The sequence below is a fragment of the Anoxybacillus pushchinoensis genome (assembly GCF_900111795.1).
Taxonomy (GTDB): domain Bacteria; phylum Bacillota; class Bacilli; order Bacillales; family Anoxybacillaceae; genus Anoxybacillus; species Anoxybacillus pushchinoensis.
Genome location: NZ_FOJQ01000020.1, coordinates 21,764 through 43,429, shown reverse-complemented (window position 1 = coordinate 43,429; position 21,666 = coordinate 21,764). Strand labels below are relative to the sequence as shown.

Below are 21,666 nucleotides of genomic sequence, written 5' to 3'. Positions count from 1 at the left end.
TCAAATTTTCTTAGCCCTTATCACGTATTGCTTACATGTTCTCATTCAATTGGAGATGAAAAGTAAGAAATCCCTACTTCGAATTACTCGTTGGTTAAAGAGAGCTCTGTGGAAACCAGCTTATGTTTGGTTGCGAAAATTTGATGGGCGAGCCAGTCCATAATCTCCCTTTTGTCGTTGTCGCTCTGATTTAACTGTATATATTTACCAAATGGGCAGTGCCGCCTTTCTTTAGGTTTTGTCTTTTTGGCACAAATTCACAAAAAATAATTAACAGAAAATTCTAACTATATTTATGCAATGCTAATGATTAACTGATTATCAAAAACAGCAATTAAATAATAACTTGGGTACATTAAGAATAACTAAAAAGTCGGGAAAATGGATGGCTCAAGTAGCTGTAAAAGTTGTTGAAAAACAAAACAATGACGAAAATATAATGGGTGTAGATTTAGGTTTAAAAGTGCCTGTTGTAGCAGTAACAAGTAATAGCAAAACAAGATTTTTTGGAAATGGTAGACAAAACAAATATATTCGACGAAAATATAAAGTTCTTCGACAACAATTAGGAAAAGCAAAACAGTTAAAGAAAATTAAACAAATTGGCAATAAAGAACAGCGATGGATGAAAGACCAAGATCATAAAATTAGTAGACAAATTGTCAATTTTGCAAAAGAAAATCATGTTTCGGTGATTCGTCTTGAAAAGTTAACGAATATCCGAAACACGGCAAGAACAAGCCGTAAAAACGAGAAGAATTTGCACACATGGTCATTTTATCGCCTCTCTAAATACATTGAGTATAAAGCAAATTTGGAAGGTATAAAAGTTGAATATGTGAATCCTAAATATACAAGTCAAAAATGCCCTAAATGTCAAACGTTAAATAAAGCAAATGATCGAAAATATGTGTGCAAATGTTGTGGGTATAGAACTCATCGAGATCGAGTGGGTGCGTTAAATATAATGAAAGCACCTATGGCAGATGGTGTAGCGTAAAGCGATAGTCCGCCAGCCCTAGGGTCTATATGACCTGCCTAGGGATGGGGTGATGACACACCCCCGAACTTGGGCGTTGTCCGAACCAGAAATGGATGAGGACGCTAACGACCCAAGAATCCCCTGACTTTAGTCATGGGGAGTGTCAAATTCGCAACTTGCCTGTTTCTCTATTAAAAATTGATCGTTCATTTATTCGGGATATTACAGATAATTCAAAAGATGCGACGATTGTTGATACAATTATTCATTTGGCGAAAAGTTTGGATTTACAAGTGCTCGCTGAAGGGGTAGAGCGTGACGATCAAGTATCATTATTGCAAAAAATGGACTGTGATTTTGCCCAAGGATTTTACTTTAGTCAGTCGTTAGAGGCAGAAAAGTTGCTTCAATGGCTTGAACAACATAACGAGACGAAAGAGGCGCTCCATTGACGCCTCTTTTTACATTTTGTTCACATATATTTTCTTTTTTCTTCACAATTTTACATTAATGTGGACGTATAAACGATGAAAATAAGGAATGAATGAACATGTACCGTTTATGTTTTATAGTTATATGTATGTTTACACTTTTGTCTGCCAAAACAGTATATGGAGAGGAAATAGTAGTGCATAAACATTTGCAGCAAGCGATTGATGGGGCAAATGATGGCGATGTACTAATCATAAAGCAAGGCGTATACAAAGGACCGATTACTATTGATAAGTCGATCCGCTTCATCGCTGAGCCGGGAGTAGTGATTGACGGAGAGGGGAGTGAGTACGTCGTTGTCATTCGTGCTTCTCATGTTCATGTAGAAGGAATGACGATTCGTCAAAGTGGGTACGGAAGAGGAGCGGGTGTGTTCATTAAAGAAAGCTCACATGTCACGTTGAAAAATGTTCGTATTGAAGACACCCATTACGGTGTTTATGTAGAGAGCGGAATGCACATCAACATTGTAAATAATGTTATTCAAGGTCGTGATGTTCACTTTGCTCAACGCGGGAACGGTATTCACCTGTTGAAGACAAAGCATGTCGCTATACGCGATAATCATATTTCACGTGTGCAAGACGGTATTTATTTAGATTGGGCTAAGCAAACAGTGATGAAGAAAAATGAAATAATAGCTTCTCGTTATGCTATCCATTTGATGTATGCCGAAGGCGGAATAGCGAAAGAAAATGTAATGACCGAAAATATTAATGGGATTATGATGATGATGTCAAAGCAGTTTACAATTGAGCGCAACACGATCGCTAAACAACTCGACTATCGCGGATATGGAGTGCTCATTTATGATAGTGAACATGTCGTGATGCACAATAATACGTTGCGTCATAATAATACAGCTTTATCGTTACAAAATGCACGCCAATGTGAAATAAGGGGTAATGAATTTATAAATAACTATCGAGCGCTACATAGCTTATATGAAAATAAAGATGCCATCGTTGTAGAAAATCAATTTTTAGGAAATATGGAAGATGCCCTTATTCAAGGTGCACCTATCGTATTTGATGATGGGGAAAAGGGGAACTATTGGGATACGTATCGGTTTTACGATTGGAACGACGACGGTATTGGAGATGCCCCTCATCGTATTCGTTCCATGTATAGCCGATTATTACAACGATGGCCAAGTGTGCAATTTTATTTTCAAAGTCCTGCGTTAGCGCTTCTCGATACAACGGAGTCCTTTTTTGCGCAAGCACAAGCACAAGGCGAAGATCGATTTCCGTTAATGGATATTCCTGATAGGCAAAACGAACGAAAAAAATGGTCATGGAAACTGTTGTTGTTTGGAAGCATCTTATTGTTAAGTAGTTTGACTATGCTTGAATATGGGAGGAGAAAAATAAAATGAAAAAAATCGCTAGTCTGTTGTTTTTATGTTTTCTTGTTGCATGCAGTGGAGAGAACGCATACGAACCGAAAGAAATTAATCCGGATATAGATGTGTGCGTCGTTTGTAATATGGGGATAGCGGCAGAGCAATATGCTACAGAAGCGATTTTAAAAGACGGAACGGTTTATACGTTTGATGATATTGGTTGCATGATGGAATGGATGAATCAACAAAACGATGATGATATAGCTAAGCTATATGTTCGTGATGTAACAAATGGGGAATGGGTTGAGCTTGAACAAGCCGTTTACGTGTACAATGCAACTTATTGGACACCGATGAGCTATGGCGTCGTTTCATTTGCAAATGAACAAAATGCAAAAGCGTATATGGAGAAAGAAGGACAAGGGCAGTTGTGGACGTATGAACAACTAAAACAACATCGGTGGGGATTTGAACAATGAATACAGCAATGAAATATCAATGGATGGTGATGATTCGTAGCAAATGGCTCGTAAGTTTTGCTGTGCTATTTGCGCTTTTATCATCAGCCGTCATCGCTGGCAGCGGACACGAAGCTACAGGAGGATTTACACGTTCGACGGCTGCATTATTAAACTTGTCTCTTTTACTTGTTCCCCTTGTTTCATTATTAGCAGGCAGTTTATTTATTGCGGGAGAAAAAGAGGACGGTCGGTTAGCGCTTATCCAAACATATCCGATTTCTATTCGTTCGTTGACTCTTGGGCTATATGTAGGTAGTTGCATATCGTTATGGACAGTGATTGCATTTGGATACGGAAGTGCAAGCATCGTTCTTTTTATGACGGGAGGAACATGGTCAACATTTTTTTTCCTTTCATTTGTATTAACAATCATATTAACGAGCATTTTTTTAGCCATTGCTTTATGGATTGGGCTTATTGCCTCTAATCGTTTGCAAGCACTCGGTGTGAGCTTGTTTGTTTGGGCATTTTTCGTTTTGTTTTATGAATTTATCGTATTAGCGTTGTTGTCAGTCGCTCCAAAACAGTGGACAATCTTATTATTTGGGCTATCGATCATATTGAATCCAGTTGAGCTGATGCGTGTTTGGACAGTGGCAGCAATGAAAAGCAGTACATTGTTCGGACCGCAACTATATGAATGGTCGACATGGGCGGAAAGCACAAGTGGACAATTTACGTTCGCTGTAATCGCGTGTATATGGGTAATTGTGCCATTACTTTTCATGAACGTATGGATGAAGCGAGGGAAACATCATGCTTGAAGTGAAACAGTTGACGAAAATATATAACGAGCAAAATAAAGTAGAAAATATTTCTTTTTCTATTCAACCAGGACAATGTCTAGCGTTATGCGGTGGCAACGGTGCAGGAAAAAGCACGATTATTAAAATGTTGATCGGACAGCTTCCTAAAACGAGAGGTCATATATTTGTTAACGGGAAGCAAGTTCAAAGTGATGACAAACGATGGTTTTCTTTCATGCCCGATCATCTGCAGTTTCCTCCGCTTTTAACTGGCTATGAAGTATTATCTCTATTCGGCCGATGGCAAGGAGCAACTGTCGAGCGTGTGAAACAATGTTTAGAGCTTGTTGGGTTAACGAATGACCAGCATAAACAAGTGAAGACGTATTCAAAAGGAATGCAACAGCGCCTTGCTTTTGCGCAAGCGCTTTTAGCTGATGCTCCACTCCTTATTTTAGACGAACCGACAAACGGCTTAGATCCGTACTGGGTATGGGAATTTAAACGATTGATTCAAGCTGAAAAAGAAAAGGGAAAAGCGATCATCTTTTCGACACATATGCTGTCAATTGTAGAAGAAATTGCAGATACTGTTGCCTTTATTCATCAAGGTCAAATGCTTATATATGATTCTGTTTCTAAGCTTTGTCAACATGAAAAATCGTTAGAGTCTATATTTTTTGCGCAAATTTCACAACGTATGACATAATGAAAAGTAAGCAATCGTTGCTTGCTTTTTTTCGTTTATTCGAAGGAGGGGCTTAGATGTTAACATTGTATGTCATTCGTCACGGGGAGACAGAGTGGAATGCACAACAACGAATGCAAGGATGGAAAGATTCTCCCTTAACGGAAACAGGGAAAAGACATGCGTCGCTTTTACATCACCGGTTGTGCGCGATTCCGTTTGTAGCGGCATATTGTAGTCCGAGTGATCGGACAAAAGAAACAGCACAAATTGTTTTAGAGCAACGTGATATCCCGTTATATTTTGATGAGCGATTGCGCGAAATTCATTTAGGATGGTGGGAGGGAAAAACGATTGCAGAAATTGCTCAAACGGACGAGCGAAATCATTATCACTTTTATCATGAACCAAACGCATACCATCCGAGCGTCGGCGAAACGTTTCTAGATGTACAGCAACGTGCTGTTGCCGCTATTCATCATATTGCTGAAAACCATCGGGAAGGCCATATTCTCGTTGTTACGCACGGCATGGTCATTCGTACGCTTCTCGTCTATTGGAAACAGCAAACGATCGCCCAGCTATGGGAAAATAGCCGCGTATATGGAACGAGCGTTACGATTGTTTCGTTCGACGGAAAGGGTTGGAAGATTGAAAGTGAATCGGATATCTCACATCTTGAAGGGGAGAAGATGTACTCATGAAGAAATGGATGATTGTTGTTGTTACAATGTTCTTTATTGGTGGTTGCACGCAACAAGATAAAGGAACAACTTTTGTTGCGACAGTACAACATGTCGTTGACGGAGATACAGTAAAAATAAAAAAGGATGGAGAATTAGTAACAATCCGTCTATTAAATATTGATACGCCGGAAACGTATCGTGAAAAACAAGCATACGGTGAGGAGGCAAAACAATTTGCTAAAGACGTTCTTCTTCATCAACGAGTAATTGTTGAATTGAGCGAGAAACCCTCTCCGTACGATCGTTACGGTCGACTGCTTGCGTACATATGGATAGATGAACAAACATTGTATCAAGAATTAATTGTAAAAGAAGGGCTTGCGCGTGTAGCTTATGTATTTGAACCTGATACGAAATATGTGGAGCGATTGTATCGTGCGCAAGAGCAAGCGAAAAAAGCGAAAAAACGAATATGGAGCGTTGATGGCTACGTAACGGAAAAAGGGTTTAATATGAGCGTGTGGTTGGATGAAGCTTCGTGAATATAAAGAGAGGGCTGGAGAGGTCAGCCCTTTTAGTGTGCTAACATAGCTCGCATATCCTCTTCGACATCGCCAATCAGTTTAAGACCGAACATTTCTTGCAATACGTGCAATACACCTTCAGAAACGAAATGGGGTGCTTTTGGTCCAATTCGAATATCTTGAATACCTAAACTAAACAATCCGAGCAAAACAGCAACCGCTTTTTGTTCGAACCATGAGAGGACGATGCTAACAGGCAATTCGTTCACTTCACATTCAAACGCCTCCGCAAGCGCCATCGCAATTTTCACTGTTGAAATCGAGTTGTTGCATTGTCCTAAGTCAATGTACCGTGGAATGTTTGTGCCAGGAACAACACCATAATCGACATCGTTAAAGCGAAACTTTCCGCAAGACGTTGTTAAGATAACAGTGTTGTCTGGCAAAGATGTCGCTAGGGAGCGATAATATTCACCACCTTTCCCAGGAGCGTCACAGCCTGCGATCACGAAAAAGCGCTGAATTTTTTCTTCTTTTACAGCTTGAATAATCTCCGGTGCGATTTGAATAACTGTTTCATGATGGAAGCCAGTAACTAACGTTTCGTCTGATTCGATATTCGCTTCTGGAAGTTGTAGCGCCTTTTCAATGAGTGGTGTAAAATCATCGTTTTCAATTTTTTGTACATGTTCTAATCCTGCTACATCATATGAAAACATGCGATCAGCGTATGAACCTTTAATCGGCATGACGCAGTTTGTTGTTGCTAAAATGGCACCAGGGAATTTTTCGAATAGGCGACGTTGGTCGTACCATGCTTTTCCGACGTTTCCTTTTAAATGTTTATATTTTTTTAATTGCGGATAACCGTGTGCTGGGAGCATTTCGGAATGCGTGTAAATGTTAATCCCTTTTCCTTCTGTTTGCTTCAATAATTGTTCAAGTGCAAATAAGTTATGTCCCGTAACGAGAATACATTTTCCTTCGATTTTATTTTGGGATACACGAACAGGTTGAGGAATGCCAAGTCTTTCTGTATGTGCCCGGTCGAGCAGTTCCATCACACGAATCGCAGCTTTTCCGACTTTCATTGCCATGTCTAAATGTTCTTGTACGTTAAAATTAGAGTTTGTTAACGTCATATATAACGCTTCATGTGTCGTTGTATCCACAAATGGATCAGTGTATCCGAGTTGGTGAGCGTGTGTGCGATAGGCAGCAATTCCTTTCAGTGCAAATACGATTGTATCTTGTAAGCTTGCAATCGTTTCATCCTTTCCGCAGACGCCGACAACCGTGCATCCCCCTGTTGGTGTTTGTTCGCATTGATGACAAAACATGAAAACCCCTCCTTTTCTTGTTAACACTTTAACAATAGGGAAAAATAACAACGGCGTAAGTGATATGTATCACACCTTTATGCAAAAATGTGAACGAAAATTGACAATGTTTTATATTGAATGACGAGGAAAAATGTATTAGAATAAAAGAAAACTGAATGAACGAAACTACTAGGGGTGCCGGATGGCGATGGCTGAGAGGAAAACGCGCAATCAGTTTTCCAACCCTTTGAACCTGATCTGGTTTATACCAGCGGAGGGAAGTAGGCTATGTTTTGTAAGTACAAACTAGTCGATTCTGTCCGACTAGTTTTTTATTTTTAAAGGGGGGAATGAATAATGAAAGCTGGACAATGGCTAACGCTCGTCAGAGAACAATCGCCGCTCGTACATAATATGACGAATGTCGTGGTAACCAATTTTGTGGCCAATGGTTTACTTGCTGTTGGGGCGTCTCCTGTCATGGCGTATGCAAAAGAAGAAGTAAGTGATATGGTTCGTTTGGCTCGCGCTCTCGTATTAAACATCGGAACATTAAATGAAACAGACGTAGAAGCTATGATTATTGCTGGAAAGGCAGCGAATGAAGTAAATATTCCAGTCATTTTTGATCCTGTTGGAGCAGGTGCGACGGCATACCGTACAAAAACAGCGCAGCGTATATTACAAGAAGTGAACGTTTCCATTTTGCGCGGAAATGCGTCAGAAATCGCAAGCGTTGCCGGAGAACAAGTGCGTACAAAAGGAGTAGATGCAGGGGACGTTCAAGGCGATGTCGTGCATGTAGCGAAAAAAGCGGCGCGTACATTTCGTTGCACAGTTGTTGTAACGGGAAAAGATGATATTGTGACAGATGGGGAGCGTGTAACGATCGTTTCAAATGGTGATGCAATGTTGACGAAAGTGACAGGGACAGGCTGCTTGTTAAGCGCGGTGTTAGGCGCGTTTGCTAGTGTGGGAGAAAATGTAATCGAGTCATCTGTCGCAGCGCTCGCTTACTACGGGGTAGCAGCCGAAAAAGCAGCAAAACATGCAAAAGCGCCTGGGGCTTTTCAACTTGCCTTTTTAAATGCTTTATATGAGACGACGGCAGAAGAAGTCGATACATATGCGCGAATTCGAGGGGAATGAATGATGAAACATATGTTGTCGCTATATTTTATTATGGGGAGTGGCGATTGTACAAGAGATCCGCTCACTGTGCTTGATGAGGCGATTCAAGGTGGAATTACGATGTTTCAGTTTCGGGAAAAAGGAAAGAAGGCGCTGACAGGGCTTGAAAAATATCGTTTAGCTGAGAAATTGTTTGAACGATGCAAAGATCACAACATTCCGTTCATTGTAAATGATGATGTCGATTTAGCGCTTGCTTTACAAGCAGATGGTGTTCACGTTGGTCAAGATGATGAAGAGGCAGCGCGTGTTCGCGATCGAATAGGGGATAAATATTTAGGAGTGTCTGTTCACAACCTTGCTGAAGTGCGGCAAGCGCTTGCCGCTCACGCTGATTATGTTGGATTAGGTCCTATTTTTCCGACCGTTTCAAAAGATGATGCAAAGCAAGCGTGTGGTTTGGCGATGATTGAACATATTCGCACCTATGAAAAGCACGTTCCGCTCGTTGCTATCGGTGGAATTACAGAACAAACAGCACGGCAAGTCATTGAAGCGGGGGCAGACGGAATTGCTGTCATTTCTGCCATTTGTCGTGCGGAACATATTTGTGAACAAACAAAACGTTTATATGAGACAGTGATGCATGCGAAACGAAGAGGCGACGGGTAATGTCGTCTTTTTTTATGGTGACAACAATCGTATGTAAAACTCGCTTTGTTTTTTGCAGGATTTTATTCATATGCGTCGAAAAAGAACAGCGAACAAATGAGAGAGGGGATGGAGAGAGTGGAACATATTATTTTGTCATATGAGGGCCGAGTGGCAACGATTGAATTGAATCGTCCTGATGCATTAAATGCTTTGCATGAGCAAATGTTGCTCGAATTGCTTGAGGCGTTAAAGGAAGTGGAAAACAGCGAAGCGGATATCGTCATCATTCGCGGTCGCGGTAAGGCGTTTAGTGCAGGCGGCGACATTAAAACGATGTTGCAATCAACGAATGAACATTCATTCATAACTGTAATGGACACAATCAAACAAATTGCTATTACATTGCATCAATTACCAAAACTAACGATCAGTTACGTGCATGGGGCCGCAGCCGGATTAGGATTTAGTTTAGCGCTCGCCTGTGACCATGTTATCGCAAATGAGCAAGCCCGTGTTGCCATGAATTTTATTGGAATTGGACTCATCCCAGATGGGGGTGGACACTTCTTTTTAAAACGGAAAATTGGAGATGTCAAATCAAAACAAATCATATGGGAAGGAAAAATAATGAGTGCACAAGAGGCATATGAAGTGGGACTCGTTGATGAAATCGGTGATGAACAAGCGATTCAGCACAAAGTGAATGAATGGTTATCTAAACCGATTCGTGCCATGATTGCGACAAAACAGTTATATGCCCGTTTAAGCGAAGAACAATTGTTAAAGACGTTGCAAATGGAAACGGTGTATCAAGCACATATGCGCAAAACAAAAGATCACGAGGAAGGCATTCGAGCCTTTTTAGAAAAGCGCCGTCCTCATTTTAGCGGGAAATAAAAAATTTGCGAAACTTTCATTTTTGCACTAGCCTTTTTCAATGTATGATGTGTATAAATGAAATAGAGGAAAATTACGTTGAAAAGGGCGGCCAAAAATGAAAGTGGTTATTGTTGATGATTATATGCCGACATTAGAAATGATGGAGGCGATGCTTGAGCATATTGAACATATTTCCATTTATCCGTTCGAACATGCAGATGAAGCGTACGCATTTGTACTTTCACAACATGTAGATGTCATTTTAATGGATATTTGCATGCCGGGAACGAATGGTATTGAATGGTGTCGGCGGTTGAAACAACATGAGCAACTCCAACATGTTCCAGTGTTGATGGTCACGGGATGTGATGATGAACAAAAGCTAGAAGAAGCATTTAAAGCGGGGGTGTTTGATTACATTCGTAAGCCGTTCACAATGATCGAACTTGTTGCTCGTGTGCAGTTAGCGTATCGTCAAAAAGAAACGATGGATCAACTGAAAAGAACGAATGAAGCATATATGGAAAGTTATCGTCATATGTGGACGATGCAAAAAAAGATGAATGAAGATTTGCGTGTAGCGCGTCTCGTTCAAGAAGGATTGCTTCCAGAACCAATGAATAATGAAGATGTTCATTTTATCGGTCATTATATTCCGTCATCCCAGTTGTCTGGCGATTTATATTTTTGGCAACAAGTTCGCCCGCATTTATATGCTTTTATCATTATTGATGTCATGGGACACGGTGTGGCTTCAGCCCTTGTTGCCATGTCGATTCGCTCGCTATTACACGGTTTAATGACGAAGGTGACAGATCCACTTGTTGTTGTACATGAGTTAAATCGCCATGCGTTTCAATTGTTCGGGAAAGAGACAAAGTATTATTTTACAGCTTTTTATGGAACGATTGATGTAAAAAAGAAAGTCATTGAGTATGTCAACGCAGGTCATCCTCCAGCAATATTGATGACCGAACAAAAAACGATGCTTTTAAAAGAAGGAGGCATTCCAATCGGCATTGTTTCAAACGCTCCATATAAAAAAGGCACAATTTCTTTTCAGCATGATGCGTATCTTATTCTTTACACAGATGGATTAATGGAAGTTTTAGGTGAAGAATGTGCAAAGCAACTCGCATATACGATGCAAACGGCCCATTCGTTTGATCAGATGGTAAAGAGAATAAACGAAGAAGTACAACATGATAAAGGAAATGACGATATTACGTTCGTTTCCATTCACATCAAATAAGCGATCTTTCGAAAGATCGCTTATTTGATGTCAACAATTTGATCGAGCTGACAAATGGATAGTATATGTTTAATAGGAGCTGAAACACCTGTCATTTCAATGCGCACTCGATCTTTCAGCGGATATAACCAGCTGATGAGCAAACGAACACCAGAGCTGTCAATAAACCGAACGGCAGATAAATCAATTTGTAAATGAGATGTATCCCACGGCTGCGATTGAATTGTTTCTTCCATGATGCGTGACGTCTCAAAGTTAATATCTTGCTGAAAAGAGACAACGATTTTGTCATCATATGTTACAATGTTAATCATGTTTTTCCCCCTTTTTTCGTGCGATCATGACGACGGCACGTTTCCCTTTTTCGTCAAATGAAAAATGTGAGGAAAGCTGTTGAACGAGAAAAAGTCCGCGCCCTCCTTGGCGAGTTAAATCAGGAGGAGGAGCATTTAGTTGTTCCTCCCATTGAAACCCGTCTCCTTCATCAATGACTTCAATGATGATTGCTTCATCTGACCAACTAATATGCACAGCAGCATGTTTTTTTGTGGAGTAACGGATCACATTTGAAACAAGCTCCCATAATATAAGTTGAATCGTATATTTTTGCATTTCATCTAGTTGGATACGACTATCTAACTGCTCGAGCATCACCGAGATCGTTGTACTATAATTCGTTTCATTTAGTTGAGCTTGAATCATGGCTTTTTAATTGAATCAAAAGTTGCTGAATGTACGGATGTTTATAATCACCTTGATGCTCGAGACGGTACAATTGACTCCATAAGGAGTTATACGTCGAACGAAACGACAGCGGAATGCTTTCTCCGAATGAACGTTGCAAATGCATCAGGCGAAATTTCGCATAATTGCGTGATTGGACATCGTTTGGAAGAAGTCCCATATCGATGCGAATGAGCTGTTCGTTTGCTTCGTGAAGCAAAGTTTCCGCCATTTCATCGATCTGTGCAAACGTTCGTTGCTCATATTTCAGCCGTGGGTGTTTCATCGTTATCTTCCTCCGTTTAACAATTACGAATTAAACTTTTCGCTCAACTCTTGATTTAAATCGTTTAACTGTTCTGCCATTTCAGCGATTTGTGACGCAGCTGCTGAAATTTCATCAAACATTTGACGAAACTGTCCGATAAGCGAAGTAAATTGATCAATTTTTTTGTTTGTTGATTTTACATCGGTGACAGACTGATCAAAAATATGAATAATGCTTTCATTTGCTTGACGAAATGCTCGCGTTTCTTCTACGATTTGTTGAAACGCATGTTCAAATTTTCGAATCGTTTGTTGGACAACATCGATGTGATTTTGAATGTAGTCTAGCGATTGCTCGGTTTGCGTAGCAAGCTTTCGCACCTCATTGGCTACAACGGCAAACCCTTTTCCATGTTCACCAGCGCGAGCTGCTTCAATGTTGGCATTTAATGATAAAATGTTCGTCTGGTTTGAAATGCTCCGAATGGCATTGACGATTTCCCCAATTTTTCGCGAGCTATCTGTTAGTTCGTTTGTCAACGATTTTGTTCCTTCGATTAATTTAGCAACGCCATCGAGTTTTGTTAATGTTTGTTTCACATCTTCTTTTCCTTTTTCAACACGCTCTGTCATTTGGACGGATTGACGCTGGATGGTCGTTACTTCATCTAACATGTTTTGGACATTTTTTTGTACTTCAAAAATGGAAGCGGTCGTTTCTTCTGCGCTTGAAGCGAGCGTTGTCGATGATTCCGTTAAACGATGTTGCAACTCTGCAATTTCGTTTAATTTCATCATGGACGATGTATACGCTTCAATATACGTTTCAATGGCAATTTGCATATCAAAAGAGCAAAGCTTGTTGAATGAACGGTATACAGCTGTTGCCTCTGTCGGATGTAACTCCTCCATGAGTATGTGAAGCACTTCGTTTTGAATGATTGCGTAAGCGCCTAAATACCATTCTGGGAATAGGCCGATTCGGTTATGCACATTGCCGATCACTTTTCGGCGAATGACATACTGGTCGCCAATTTCTCCAGAAACCATATCCATTAAATACGCGCGTAACGTTTGTTTTAAGCGATCGATTGTGGAATGATGGTCGATAATTTTTCTTAAATGCGGCATTTGTCCAACTTGATCATAAAACGCATCCACGATTCGCTCTACATGTTTAGCAAACAGCGGGCGAATGGAGGCGAGCTGCTGTACATCTTCTTCTGTTAATTGGACAAAAGCAATTTGTTGCTTCCGATCGCTTGAGGCGAGTTGGCGATAATATGTAGCAACATGTTCAGTGGTAGGAGAGCGAGAAGTTGTATTTTCTTTTTCTTGTTGGTGCTTTTTGCGAAAAAGTTGAATGGCTCCACGTTCATTAAAAAGAGCATGAAACGGACATTTTGACATCGCATTCCCTCCAATTTTCATAAAAAATCCCCCAAAAACATTATATCATGTGCAAAGAAAAGAAGAAGGAAAATTTTTATTTTATTTCCGAGGGAAGCGCAAAAAATGACAATATTTTTCCGGCTTGTCGAATACAATTGAATCGAGTAGAATGTATATTTGTGAACAATATAAGCTACGGAGAGAGAATGATGAGTAAAAAAATTTTGTACTTATTTTTCGTTTTAATCGGGGCTACAGTCGTCCTTTTTGCTAATATGAAGCATAACATTTATACGTTCATGTAAAATAGGTATTTCCATTAGTACATGTATACCCCTTGATACATACGCTAGTAATGTAACGAAATTCAATACGAAAGGGGTATGAAATATGCATTGTCGTCCAAATATGATGCCGCCAATCGTTTATCCGACGAAGTGCTGTACACAACATCAAATGCAAATGACGATTGTGCCACACATTCATCCGTCACATACGACGTATGTGAATCATCATTTGTTCCAGCATCAACATTATTTTCCACATACGCAATCTGTTGTTAACGATGTATCGCATCAACATGTTGTTTGTCCAGGTTCTGGTCCGTTTCCGAGACCGTTTTAACCGAAGGCGAAACGCCTTCGGTTTTTTGTCGAAAAAAAGACGAACTTTGTGAAAATGAAAAATTGACAATGACTGCTTTTTTTGAAAGAATAGGTGTAGACATAGACAATTGAGGTGAGCAAACGTGCTTTCGGATCGCATCAACTTAACAGCAAAAGACATTCTTGAAAAAGAGTTTAAAATAAGCATGCGCGGATACAATCAAGATGAAGTCGATCGCTTTCTCGACTTAATTATTAAAGACTATGAAACATTTCATCAAATGATTGAACAACTACAACAAGAAAATACACGTTTGAAAAGCCAATTGCAGGAGGCGCAAAAACGTCAGCCATCTCAAGCAGGAACGACGAACTTTGATATTTTGCAACGTCTTTCCAATTTAGAAAAACATGTTTTCGGAAGCAAACTGTATGAATAAATATTCCAACCTTTTCTATTGATTTGGCTTATCGTTTCGGATATACTATCATATGCTTACATGAATCATGTTCGGGTAATCGCTGCGATGCATATGCATCGTAGAGGAAAGTCCATGCTCGCACGGTGCTGAGATGCCCGTAGTGTTCGTGCCTAGCGAATTCATAAGCTAGGGCAGTCTGGCGGCAAGCTGGGCTGACGGCAGGGAAAGAGCCTACGTCCGTATCGGATATGGCTCGACTACCTTTAAAGTGCCACAGTGACGTAGTCTTGCTGGAAACGGCAAGAGTGGAACGCGGTAAACCCCACGAGCGAGAAACCCAAATGATGGTAGGGGCACCTTCTCAAAGGAAATGAACGGAGAGAAGGACAGGCGGATGCCTGTAGATAGATGATTACCGCCGGAGTACGAGGCGCAAGCCGTTTGCAGTACGACGGAACAGAACATGGCTTACAGAACATGATTCATGGCATAACTCTCCTGCACATCGTCAGGGGAGTTTTTGTTTTGCAGACATGAGGGGAGAGCGTGTTGTGAAGAAACGTATGTCGACGTTGTTTGAAACAGATACATTTTTAGCTATCGCCTATACCATTATTCAAGAGGCAGATGAAGGAATAATTGTTACCGATGAAAATGGGCATATTTTATTAGCTAATCCGGCCTTTGAAACAGTAACAGGCTATACACAAGATGAAGTGCTCGGAAGGAAGACAAATATTCTTCGCTCCGGATTGCATGATCGTACGTTTTACGAAAACATGTGGGAAACGTTACGTGACCATGGGATTTGGAAGGGAGAAATTTGGAATAAAAGAAAAAATGGTGAATTGTTTGTTGAATGGTTAACGATTAAGGCGATTTGCGATGCTACTGGAAAACCGACGCATTATGTTGCCATTTTTTCAGATGTGACACAACATAAACGGACGATGGAGCAATTAGCACGGCTGTCAAATTATGACGTGTTGACCAACGTTCCAAACCGCCAACTATTTACAAAACGTTTACAACATTTACTTCATATGGCGCAACGTCATAACCAACAGTTAGCGATCTTATTTCTCGATTTGGATCGATTTAAATACATTAATGACGAACTAGTCCATTATAGTGGGGATTTATTGTTGAAGAAAGTGGCGAATCGACTAAAAAAACGATTGCGTACGAAAGACACGCTTGCTCGTATTGGTGGAGATGAGTTTGTTGTTATTTTACCTAAATTAAAGGATGCCCAAGAAGCGATTCATACAGCTGAGCAGATGATTGAAGCGCTTCAAGCCCCTTTTATGCTGAACGGTTCGGACGTATACATTTCGGCAAGCATCGGTATAAGCATGTATCCAAACGATGGAGATGACGAAGAAACGTTATTGCGCCGAGCCGATCGTGCAATGCAAAAAGCGAAAGAAAGTGGACGAAATCGCTTTGAGTTATACACAGCGAAATTAGACTATCAAAGCGAAGTTGTAACGTTAGAAAACCATTTGAGAAAAGCGATTGAACGAAACGAGCTACACGTTTACTATCAACCGATCGTGAATATGAAAACGAAAAAAATTGAAGTCATTGAGGCGTTATTGCGTTGGAACCAATCAAACATCGGATTCGTTTCCCCAGTGCAGTTTATTCCGCTAGCAGAAGAGACAGGACTTATCGTTCCAATTACGAAATGGCTGTTAGAACAAACGTGTATACATATAAAGGCGATACATTCGTTCGCTCCGCATATGAAAGTCGGAGTAAACATCTCAGCTGTCCATTTTCAACAAGATGATTTTGTTGAACAAGTATCACATATTGTAAAAGCGAACAATGTTCACCCGCGTTTTTTTAAATTTGAGCTAACGGAAAGCACGATTATGCCGAATGCAGAGGAGTCTGTTCAAAAACTTGTACAGCTTAAACAGTACGGTTTTAAGTTGGCGATTGATGACTTCGGGACAGGTTTTTCTTCTTTAAGTTATTTACATCGTTTTCCAATTGATGTTTTAAAAATTGATCAATCATTTATTCGACGTCTCTCTTTATATAGTGATGATGCGACGATTGTATCTACAATTATTATGATGGCACACAATTTGCACTTAGCTGTTGTGGCAGAAGGTGTTGAAACAGAACAACAGTATGCTTTTTTAAAGGCGCAACGGTGCGATTTTGCACAAGGATATTACATTTCAAAACCAATGCCATTTAATGAATTGCAATCATTTATTCAAGAGTGGGATGGATATATAAAATGAAAGGTGAATGGACATGGGACAAATCACGTTAATTGCTACTGCAGCGATGGGACTTGAGGCAATCGTCGCAAATGAAGTTAGAGCGCTTGGCTATGATTGTCAAGTAGACAATGGGAAAGTGGTGTTTGTGGCGGATGAAAGAGCGATCTGCCGTACAAACTTATGGCTTCGAACAGCTGACCGGGTAAAAATAAAAGTAGGGGAATTCCCTGCGACAACGTTTGATGAGTTGTTTGAACAAACAAAAGCGCTCCCATGGTCGCAATTTTTGCCTATTGACGGACAATTTCCTGTCGTAGGTAAATCGGTTAAATCGAAGTTGTTTAGTGTACCAGATTGTCAAGCGATCGTAAAAAAAGCAATTGTTGAACATTTAAAGCAACATTACCGTGTGTCGTGGTTTGAGGAAACAGGAGCATTGTTTCGCGTTGAGGTAGCTTTACATAAAGATGTTGCCACGTTGACAATCGATACGAGCGGTGATGGACTGCATAAAAGAGGATATCGTGTAAAACAAGGAGAGGCTCCATTAAAAGAAACGCTAGCGGCGGCGCTTGTTCAATTAACGAATTGGACACCGGATCGCCCATTTGTTGATCCATTTTGTGGGTCAGGAACGATCGCTATTGAAGCAGCGTTGATCGGTCAACATATTGCTCCGGGATTTAATCGTGATTTTGTATCTGAACAATGGGGTTGGATGTCTGCGCGCTTATGGGACGAAGCGCGTGAGGAAGTTGAAGATTTAGCACGATATGACCAACCGCTACATATTATTGGATTTGATATTGATCATCGCATGGTTGATATCGCAAAAACGAACGCACAAGAAGCGGGACTAGCGGATTTAATTACGTTTAAACAGATGCAAGTAAAAGATTTCCGAACGAAAGACGAATATGGCGTCATTGTCGGCAACCCTCCGTATAGCGAACGATTAGGAGAGAAAGAAGAAGTGGAGCAATTGTATCGGGAAATGGGAAAAACATTTGCTGCGCTCGATACGTGGTCTATTTATATGCTGACATCTCATCGCCGATTTGAGCAGTTATATGGGAAACAAGCAACGAAACGTCGGAAACTATTTAACGGTTTTATTGAAACACAATATTATCAGTTTTGGGGACCTCGTCCTCCTCGTTCATATGACAAGCTGTCTTGTTGACAGCTTTTTCTTTTCAACTTCATTGACTTCTTTCTTTTTTTGGTCGATAATTAATGTTTGTGTACTTCGTTTAAATTGATGGAGGGGCTAAAAACGTATGAGCAAATATCCGTTTGTATTAAGTAAAAATGAAAGTTTTTTTGATAAATTAAACGAATGGATTGGGGATGTATTTTACGACATTTTACCTGAAGCAGGTTTTGAATTACGGGATGAACAAATTTTTATGGCGTTTCAACTCGAGCGGGCATTTAAAGAAAAAAAAGTGATGTTTGCTGAAGCGGGCGTAGGGACAGGAAAAACAATTGTATATTTGTTATATGCTATTTGTTATGCTCGTTATATCGGAAAGCCGGCGATTATTGCATGCGCAGATGAAACGCTAATCGAACAGCTTGTGAAAAAAGAAGGGGATATTGCAAAAATTTCACGTGTTTTACATATGAACATTGATGTTCGTTTGGCAAAATCGCCAGATCAATATTTATGTTTGAACAAACTCGATGATGTACTAATGACTGAAGAGGAGGAATTGTATGAGCAAATTTTCGATGAGTTGCCACCGTTTGTTCATGATCATGCTCCCCTTCAGACGTTCTATCATTATGGTGACCGAAAAGATTATGCGCATTTAAGCGATGAACAATGGTCAAAAATTGCTTGGGATCCGTTTCAAGACTGTTTAGCGTGTGACAAACGCCATCGTTGTGGTCAAACGTTATCGCGCGACCATTATCGAAAAGCAACCGATTTAATTATTTGCTCGCACGATTTTTACATGGAACATATTTGGACGTATGAAGCCCGAAAGCGAGAAGGACAGTTGCCGCTCTTACCTGAAGCGAGCTGTGTAATCTTTGATGAAGGGCACTTGTTAGAATTTGCTGCCCAAAAAGCGTTAACATATCGCATGAAAGAAACGACGTTGGAAACGCTGTTGTCTCGTTTGTTAGAAAATGATATTCGAGAGCAACTAGCTTATTTAATTGAAGATACATTACAACTTAGCGTACGATTTTTCGATGAATTGATGAATCATGCCAAAGTCGTACCAGGATCCAATCGTCAAGAATTAACGTTTACTCCGTCTCTTTTGCAACTAGCGCAAACGTTGCGGATGAAAATTGAACAAATTGGAGATGAGCTCGTATTCGAGAGCGAAACGTATACGATTGATCATTATCAATTGAAAGTTGTCGATGAGTATTTAGACCAAATTCATCATTCACTATATTTATTCATTCACAACCGTGACGCGATCACATGGCTCGAATCGTCACTTGATGGCAATACGCTCGTCATTATGCCAAGAACGGTACAAGAAGTGTTGCGTGAGAAAGTATTTTCTAAACGTATTCCGTTTATTTTTTCTTCTGCTACATTATCAAATGAAAAATCGTTTAACTATATGGCAAGAAGCCTTGGAATTGACGAATATTTATCGTTTCATGTTGATTCACCGTTCGATTATGGTGAACAGATGACGATTTACATGCCAATTTTTGAAAATAATGAGCGAATATTTGAAGAAAAATACACGTATGCAATGAATAAAATACGCGAAACGAACGGGCGTGCGCTCGTATTATTTCCGACACGCGGACAATTGAATGAATTTAAAGCTCGTGCTCAACAGGAGGAAGGGTTCACATTTTTATTTGAAGGTGACCAAGAAATTAGTGAACTTGTTTCTCGCTTTCAAAACGAAGAGGAAACTATTTTATGTGCCGAACATTTATGGGAAGGATTAGATATTCCTGGTCCATCGTTAAGTAACGTCATCATTTGGTCTCTTCCTTATCCGCCGAATGATCCTGTGTTTCAGGCGAAACGAAAACAAACAGACAATCCGTTTTGGGAAGTCGATGTCCCATATATGATTTTGCGGTTGCGCCAAGGAGTCGGGCGGTTAATTCGTCAAAGGGACGATCGTGGCATCGTATGCATTTTTGTAACAGATGACGAGCCAGTCCAAGTAATTGAATCAATAAAGCGCGTATTGCCAACAGACGTACAACAAAAATAAAGGAATATTTGTAAATATTGTAGAATAACAATACAACGGAATGGAGGGAAGGACATGCAAAAAAACATTCAAGAAGTGGAAAAGCAATTTTTGCAGTACGTCAAAAAAATGATGGCATATAAAGAAGCCATTTCTCTCATGTATTGGGATTTGCGCACTGGGGCACCGAAAAAAGGGGTTGAACAACGCTCTGAAGTGATTGGAATGCTGTCGCAAGAGGCGTTTTATATGTCAACTTCCGAACAAATGGCTGCCTATATTGCAGAACTTTCCGCTAAATCGGTACAAGAACAATTGTCGCTTGTTGCTCGTTATACGTTAGAGGAATGCCAAAAAGAATACGAGCGTAATAAAAAAATCCCCGCTGACGAATATAAGCAATATGTCGTTTTACAATCGAAAGCGGAAAGTGTATGGGAGGAAGCAAAAGCAAAATCTGATTTTTCGCTTTTTGAACCGTATTTAAAACAGCTTGTCGATTTTACAAAGCGATTTGTTACATATTGGGGGACAAACGGACATCCGTACAATACGTTATTAGATTTATATGAGCCGGGTGTAACCGTTGATTTGCTAGATCGTGTTTTTTCAACATTGCGCGATCATATCGTTCCGCTCGTTCAACAAATAAATCAGTCACGTCACAAACCGGATACGAGCTTTTTATTTCAGCCGTTTCCAAAAGAAAAGCAACGGGCGTTTAGCTTAGCGCTTTTAAAAGAATTAGGATACGACTTTGATGCTGGGCGGCTCGATGAGACAGTTCATCCGTTCGCTATTACGCTAAATAATGGTGATGTTCGCATTACAACGAAGTATGATGAAAACGATTTTCGTACAGCAGTATTTGGTACAATCCATGAATGTGGCCATGCTTTGTATGAACAAAATATTTCTAAAGATTTAGCATGTACACCGCTTTATGACGGTACGTCAATGGGCATTCATGAATCGCAGTCGCTCTTTTATGAAAACTTTATTGCCCGCCATTATTCGTTTTGGAAGCGATATTACAGCTTGTTACAACAATATGCTCCACATTTCGCCCACATTTCATTAGATGATTTTTATCGGGCGATTAATGAGTCGAAGCCGTCGCTTATTCGCATTGAAGCTGATGAACTTACGTATCCATTGCATATTATCGTTCGATATGAAATAGAAAAAGCACTATTTGATGGTGAAGTCGAAGTAAAAGATCTACCATATATTTGGAATGAGAAATATGAATCGTACTTAGGTATTCGCCCAGAGCGTGACGCGGAAGGGATTTTACAAGATGTGCATTGGGCGGGAGGAAGTTTTGGCTATTTTCCATCGTATGCGCTTGGATATATGTATGCAGCACAGTTTAAACATGCACTTGAAAAAGATTTACCAAATTTTGAACAACTGCTTGAAAATGGGGAACTTGTTTGTATTCGTGAGTGGCTTACAAAGCATATTCACCAATATGGAAAGACAAAAAAGCCACTTGATATGTTGCGAGACGTGACAGGGGAAGGTTTAAATCCAACGTACTTAATCCGCTATTTAGAGGAAAAATATAAACATATTTACCGACTATAAAAAATCGGGCATTC

At 40.1% G+C, this 21,666-nt stretch carries 21 protein-coding genes, 1 other RNA gene, 2 pseudogenes and 1 riboswitch; of the genes and pseudogenes, 19 read left to right on the top strand and 5 right to left on the bottom strand.

Annotated elements, in window-relative coordinates:
* Positions 1-334: 334 nt before the first annotated feature.
* The 8 genes and pseudogenes from BM213_RS07505 to BM213_RS07470 form a co-directional block, all read left to right on the top strand.
* Positions 335-1,000, top strand: a pseudogene (locus BM213_RS07505) (RNA-guided endonuclease InsQ/TnpB family protein); the annotation flags it as partial.
* A 149-nt stretch (positions 1,001-1,149) separates the two neighbouring features.
* A pseudogene (locus tag BM213_RS07500) lies at positions 1,150-1,434 on the top strand (EAL domain-containing protein); the annotation flags it as partial.
* 176 nt (positions 1,435-1,610) lie between these two features.
* Positions 1,611-2,852: a right-handed parallel beta-helix repeat-containing protein gene (locus tag BM213_RS07495; RefSeq protein WP_244149214.1), complete on the top strand. Its 1,242-nt coding sequence runs from the start codon at positions 1,611-1,613 to the stop codon at positions 2,850-2,852.
* Positions 2,849-3,298: a nitrous oxide reductase accessory protein NosL gene (locus BM213_RS07490; protein WP_091702563.1), complete on the top strand. Its 450-nt coding sequence runs from the start codon at positions 2,849-2,851 to the stop codon at positions 3,296-3,298. The genes BM213_RS07495 and BM213_RS07490 overlap by 4 nt, the downstream gene beginning before the upstream one ends.
* Positions 3,295-4,104 carry an ABC transporter permease gene (locus BM213_RS07485; protein WP_091702560.1) on the top strand — a complete coding sequence of 270 codons (810 nt, stop codon included), beginning with the start codon at positions 3,295-3,297 and terminating at the stop codon, positions 4,102-4,104. The genes BM213_RS07490 and BM213_RS07485 overlap by 4 nt, the downstream gene beginning before the upstream one ends.
* Complete coding sequence (locus BM213_RS07480; protein ID WP_091702558.1) at positions 4,097-4,795, top strand: ABC transporter ATP-binding protein; 699 nt, start codon at positions 4,097-4,099, stop codon at positions 4,793-4,795. The genes BM213_RS07485 and BM213_RS07480 overlap by 8 nt, the downstream gene beginning before the upstream one ends.
* A 56-nt stretch (positions 4,796-4,851) precedes the next feature.
* Entirely contained in the window at positions 4,852-5,478 is a 627-nt protein-coding gene (locus tag BM213_RS07475; protein ID WP_091702555.1) for a histidine phosphatase family protein, read from the top strand.
* Positions 5,475-6,002: a thermonuclease family protein gene (locus BM213_RS07470; protein ID WP_091702553.1), complete on the top strand. Its 528-nt coding sequence runs from the start codon at positions 5,475-5,477 to the stop codon at positions 6,000-6,002. Before BM213_RS07475 ends, BM213_RS07470 begins: the two co-directional genes overlap by 4 nt.
* 32 nt (positions 6,003-6,034) lie before the next feature.
* Here the strand turns inward: BM213_RS07470 and hcp are convergent, their stop codons facing one another.
* Positions 6,035-7,324, bottom strand: a complete 1,290-nt coding sequence (hcp, locus tag BM213_RS07465; RefSeq protein ID WP_091702550.1) for a hydroxylamine reductase — start codon at positions 7,322-7,324, stop codon at positions 6,035-6,037.
* 163 nt (positions 7,325-7,487) lie between these two features.
* A riboswitch (TPP riboswitch) is annotated at positions 7,488-7,603 on the top strand.
* A gap of 60 nt (positions 7,604-7,663) precedes the next feature.
* Between hcp and thiM the strand changes: the two genes are divergently transcribed.
* The 4 genes from thiM to BM213_RS07445 all read left to right on the top strand — a co-directional run bounded on the left by thiM (position 7,664) and on the right by BM213_RS07445 (position 11,222).
* Positions 7,664-8,455 (top strand): hydroxyethylthiazole kinase, encoded by a 792-nt coding sequence (thiM, locus tag BM213_RS07460; protein WP_091702548.1) that lies wholly within the window; start codon positions 7,664-7,666, stop codon positions 8,453-8,455.
* On the top strand, positions 8,456-9,109 hold the full coding sequence (gene thiE / locus BM213_RS07455) for a thiamine phosphate synthase (protein ID WP_091702546.1): 654 nt from the start codon (positions 8,456-8,458) through the stop codon (positions 9,107-9,109).
* A 108-nt stretch (positions 9,110-9,217) separates the two neighbouring features.
* Positions 9,218-9,988 (top strand): enoyl-CoA hydratase, encoded by a 771-nt coding sequence (locus BM213_RS07450; RefSeq protein WP_244149213.1) that lies wholly within the window; start codon positions 9,218-9,220, stop codon positions 9,986-9,988.
* A gap of 97 nt (positions 9,989-10,085) precedes the next feature.
* The gene (locus BM213_RS07445; protein WP_091702544.1) at positions 10,086-11,222 is read left to right on the top strand and encodes a fused response regulator/phosphatase; all 1,137 of its coding nucleotides are present in this window, start codon (positions 10,086-10,088) and stop codon (positions 11,220-11,222) included.
* Positions 11,223-11,242: 20 nt separating this feature from the next.
* Here BM213_RS07445 and BM213_RS07440 read toward each other — a convergent pair whose 3' ends face one another.
* Genes BM213_RS07440 through BM213_RS07425 form a run of 4 tightly spaced genes read right to left on the bottom strand, consistent with a single transcriptional unit; the run spans position 11,243 to position 13,622 of the window.
* Positions 11,243-11,536 carry an STAS domain-containing protein gene (locus BM213_RS07440; RefSeq protein WP_091702542.1) on the bottom strand — a complete coding sequence of 98 codons (294 nt, stop codon included), beginning with the start codon at positions 11,534-11,536 and terminating at the stop codon, positions 11,243-11,245.
* Positions 11,529-11,924, bottom strand: coding sequence for an ATP-binding protein (locus BM213_RS07435; RefSeq protein WP_091702540.1), 396 nt, complete (start codon positions 11,922-11,924; stop codon positions 11,529-11,531). The genes BM213_RS07440 and BM213_RS07435 overlap by 8 nt, the downstream gene beginning before the upstream one ends.
* Positions 11,902-12,231 carry a hypothetical protein gene (locus BM213_RS07430; protein WP_091702537.1) on the bottom strand — a complete coding sequence of 110 codons (330 nt, stop codon included), beginning with the start codon at positions 12,229-12,231 and terminating at the stop codon, positions 11,902-11,904. The genes BM213_RS07435 and BM213_RS07430 overlap by 23 nt, the downstream gene beginning before the upstream one ends.
* Before the next feature lie 23 nt (positions 12,232-12,254).
* Positions 12,255-13,622 carry a globin-coupled sensor protein gene (locus BM213_RS07425; RefSeq protein WP_091702573.1) on the bottom strand — a complete coding sequence of 456 codons (1,368 nt, stop codon included), beginning with the start codon at positions 13,620-13,622 and terminating at the stop codon, positions 12,255-12,257.
* Positions 13,623-13,994: 372 nt separating this feature from the next.
* Between BM213_RS07425 and BM213_RS07420 the strand changes: the two genes are divergently transcribed.
* From BM213_RS07420 to BM213_RS07390, 7 genes are all read left to right on the top strand, one after another.
* Positions 13,995-14,228, top strand: coding sequence for a CotD family spore coat protein (locus BM213_RS07420; RefSeq protein WP_003396049.1), 234 nt, complete (start codon positions 13,995-13,997; stop codon positions 14,226-14,228).
* Between the two features lie 124 nt (positions 14,229-14,352).
* Positions 14,353-14,649 (top strand): cell division regulator GpsB, encoded by a 297-nt coding sequence (gpsB, locus tag BM213_RS07415; RefSeq protein WP_003396051.1) that lies wholly within the window; start codon positions 14,353-14,355, stop codon positions 14,647-14,649.
* Positions 14,650-14,716: 67 nt separating this feature from the next.
* An RNA gene (gene rnpB / locus BM213_RS07410) (RNase P RNA component class B) lies at positions 14,717-15,107 on the top strand.
* Positions 15,108-15,164: 57 nt separating this feature from the next.
* The gene (locus BM213_RS07405; RefSeq protein ID WP_091702570.1) at positions 15,165-16,892 is read left to right on the top strand and encodes a putative bifunctional diguanylate cyclase/phosphodiesterase; all 1,728 of its coding nucleotides are present in this window, start codon (positions 15,165-15,167) and stop codon (positions 16,890-16,892) included.
* Positions 16,893-16,905: 13 nt separating this feature from the next.
* The gene (locus BM213_RS07400; RefSeq protein ID WP_091702534.1) at positions 16,906-18,057 is read left to right on the top strand and encodes a THUMP domain-containing class I SAM-dependent RNA methyltransferase; all 1,152 of its coding nucleotides are present in this window, start codon (positions 16,906-16,908) and stop codon (positions 18,055-18,057) included.
* Positions 18,058-18,154: 97 nt separating this feature from the next.
* Positions 18,155-20,083, top strand: a complete 1,929-nt coding sequence (locus BM213_RS07395; protein WP_091702532.1) for an ATP-dependent DNA helicase — start codon at positions 18,155-18,157, stop codon at positions 20,081-20,083.
* A 54-nt stretch (positions 20,084-20,137) separates the two neighbouring features.
* Positions 20,138-21,652 carry a carboxypeptidase M32 gene (locus BM213_RS07390; RefSeq protein ID WP_091702529.1) on the top strand — a complete coding sequence of 505 codons (1,515 nt, stop codon included), beginning with the start codon at positions 20,138-20,140 and terminating at the stop codon, positions 21,650-21,652.
* Positions 21,653-21,666 lie beyond the last annotated feature (14 nt).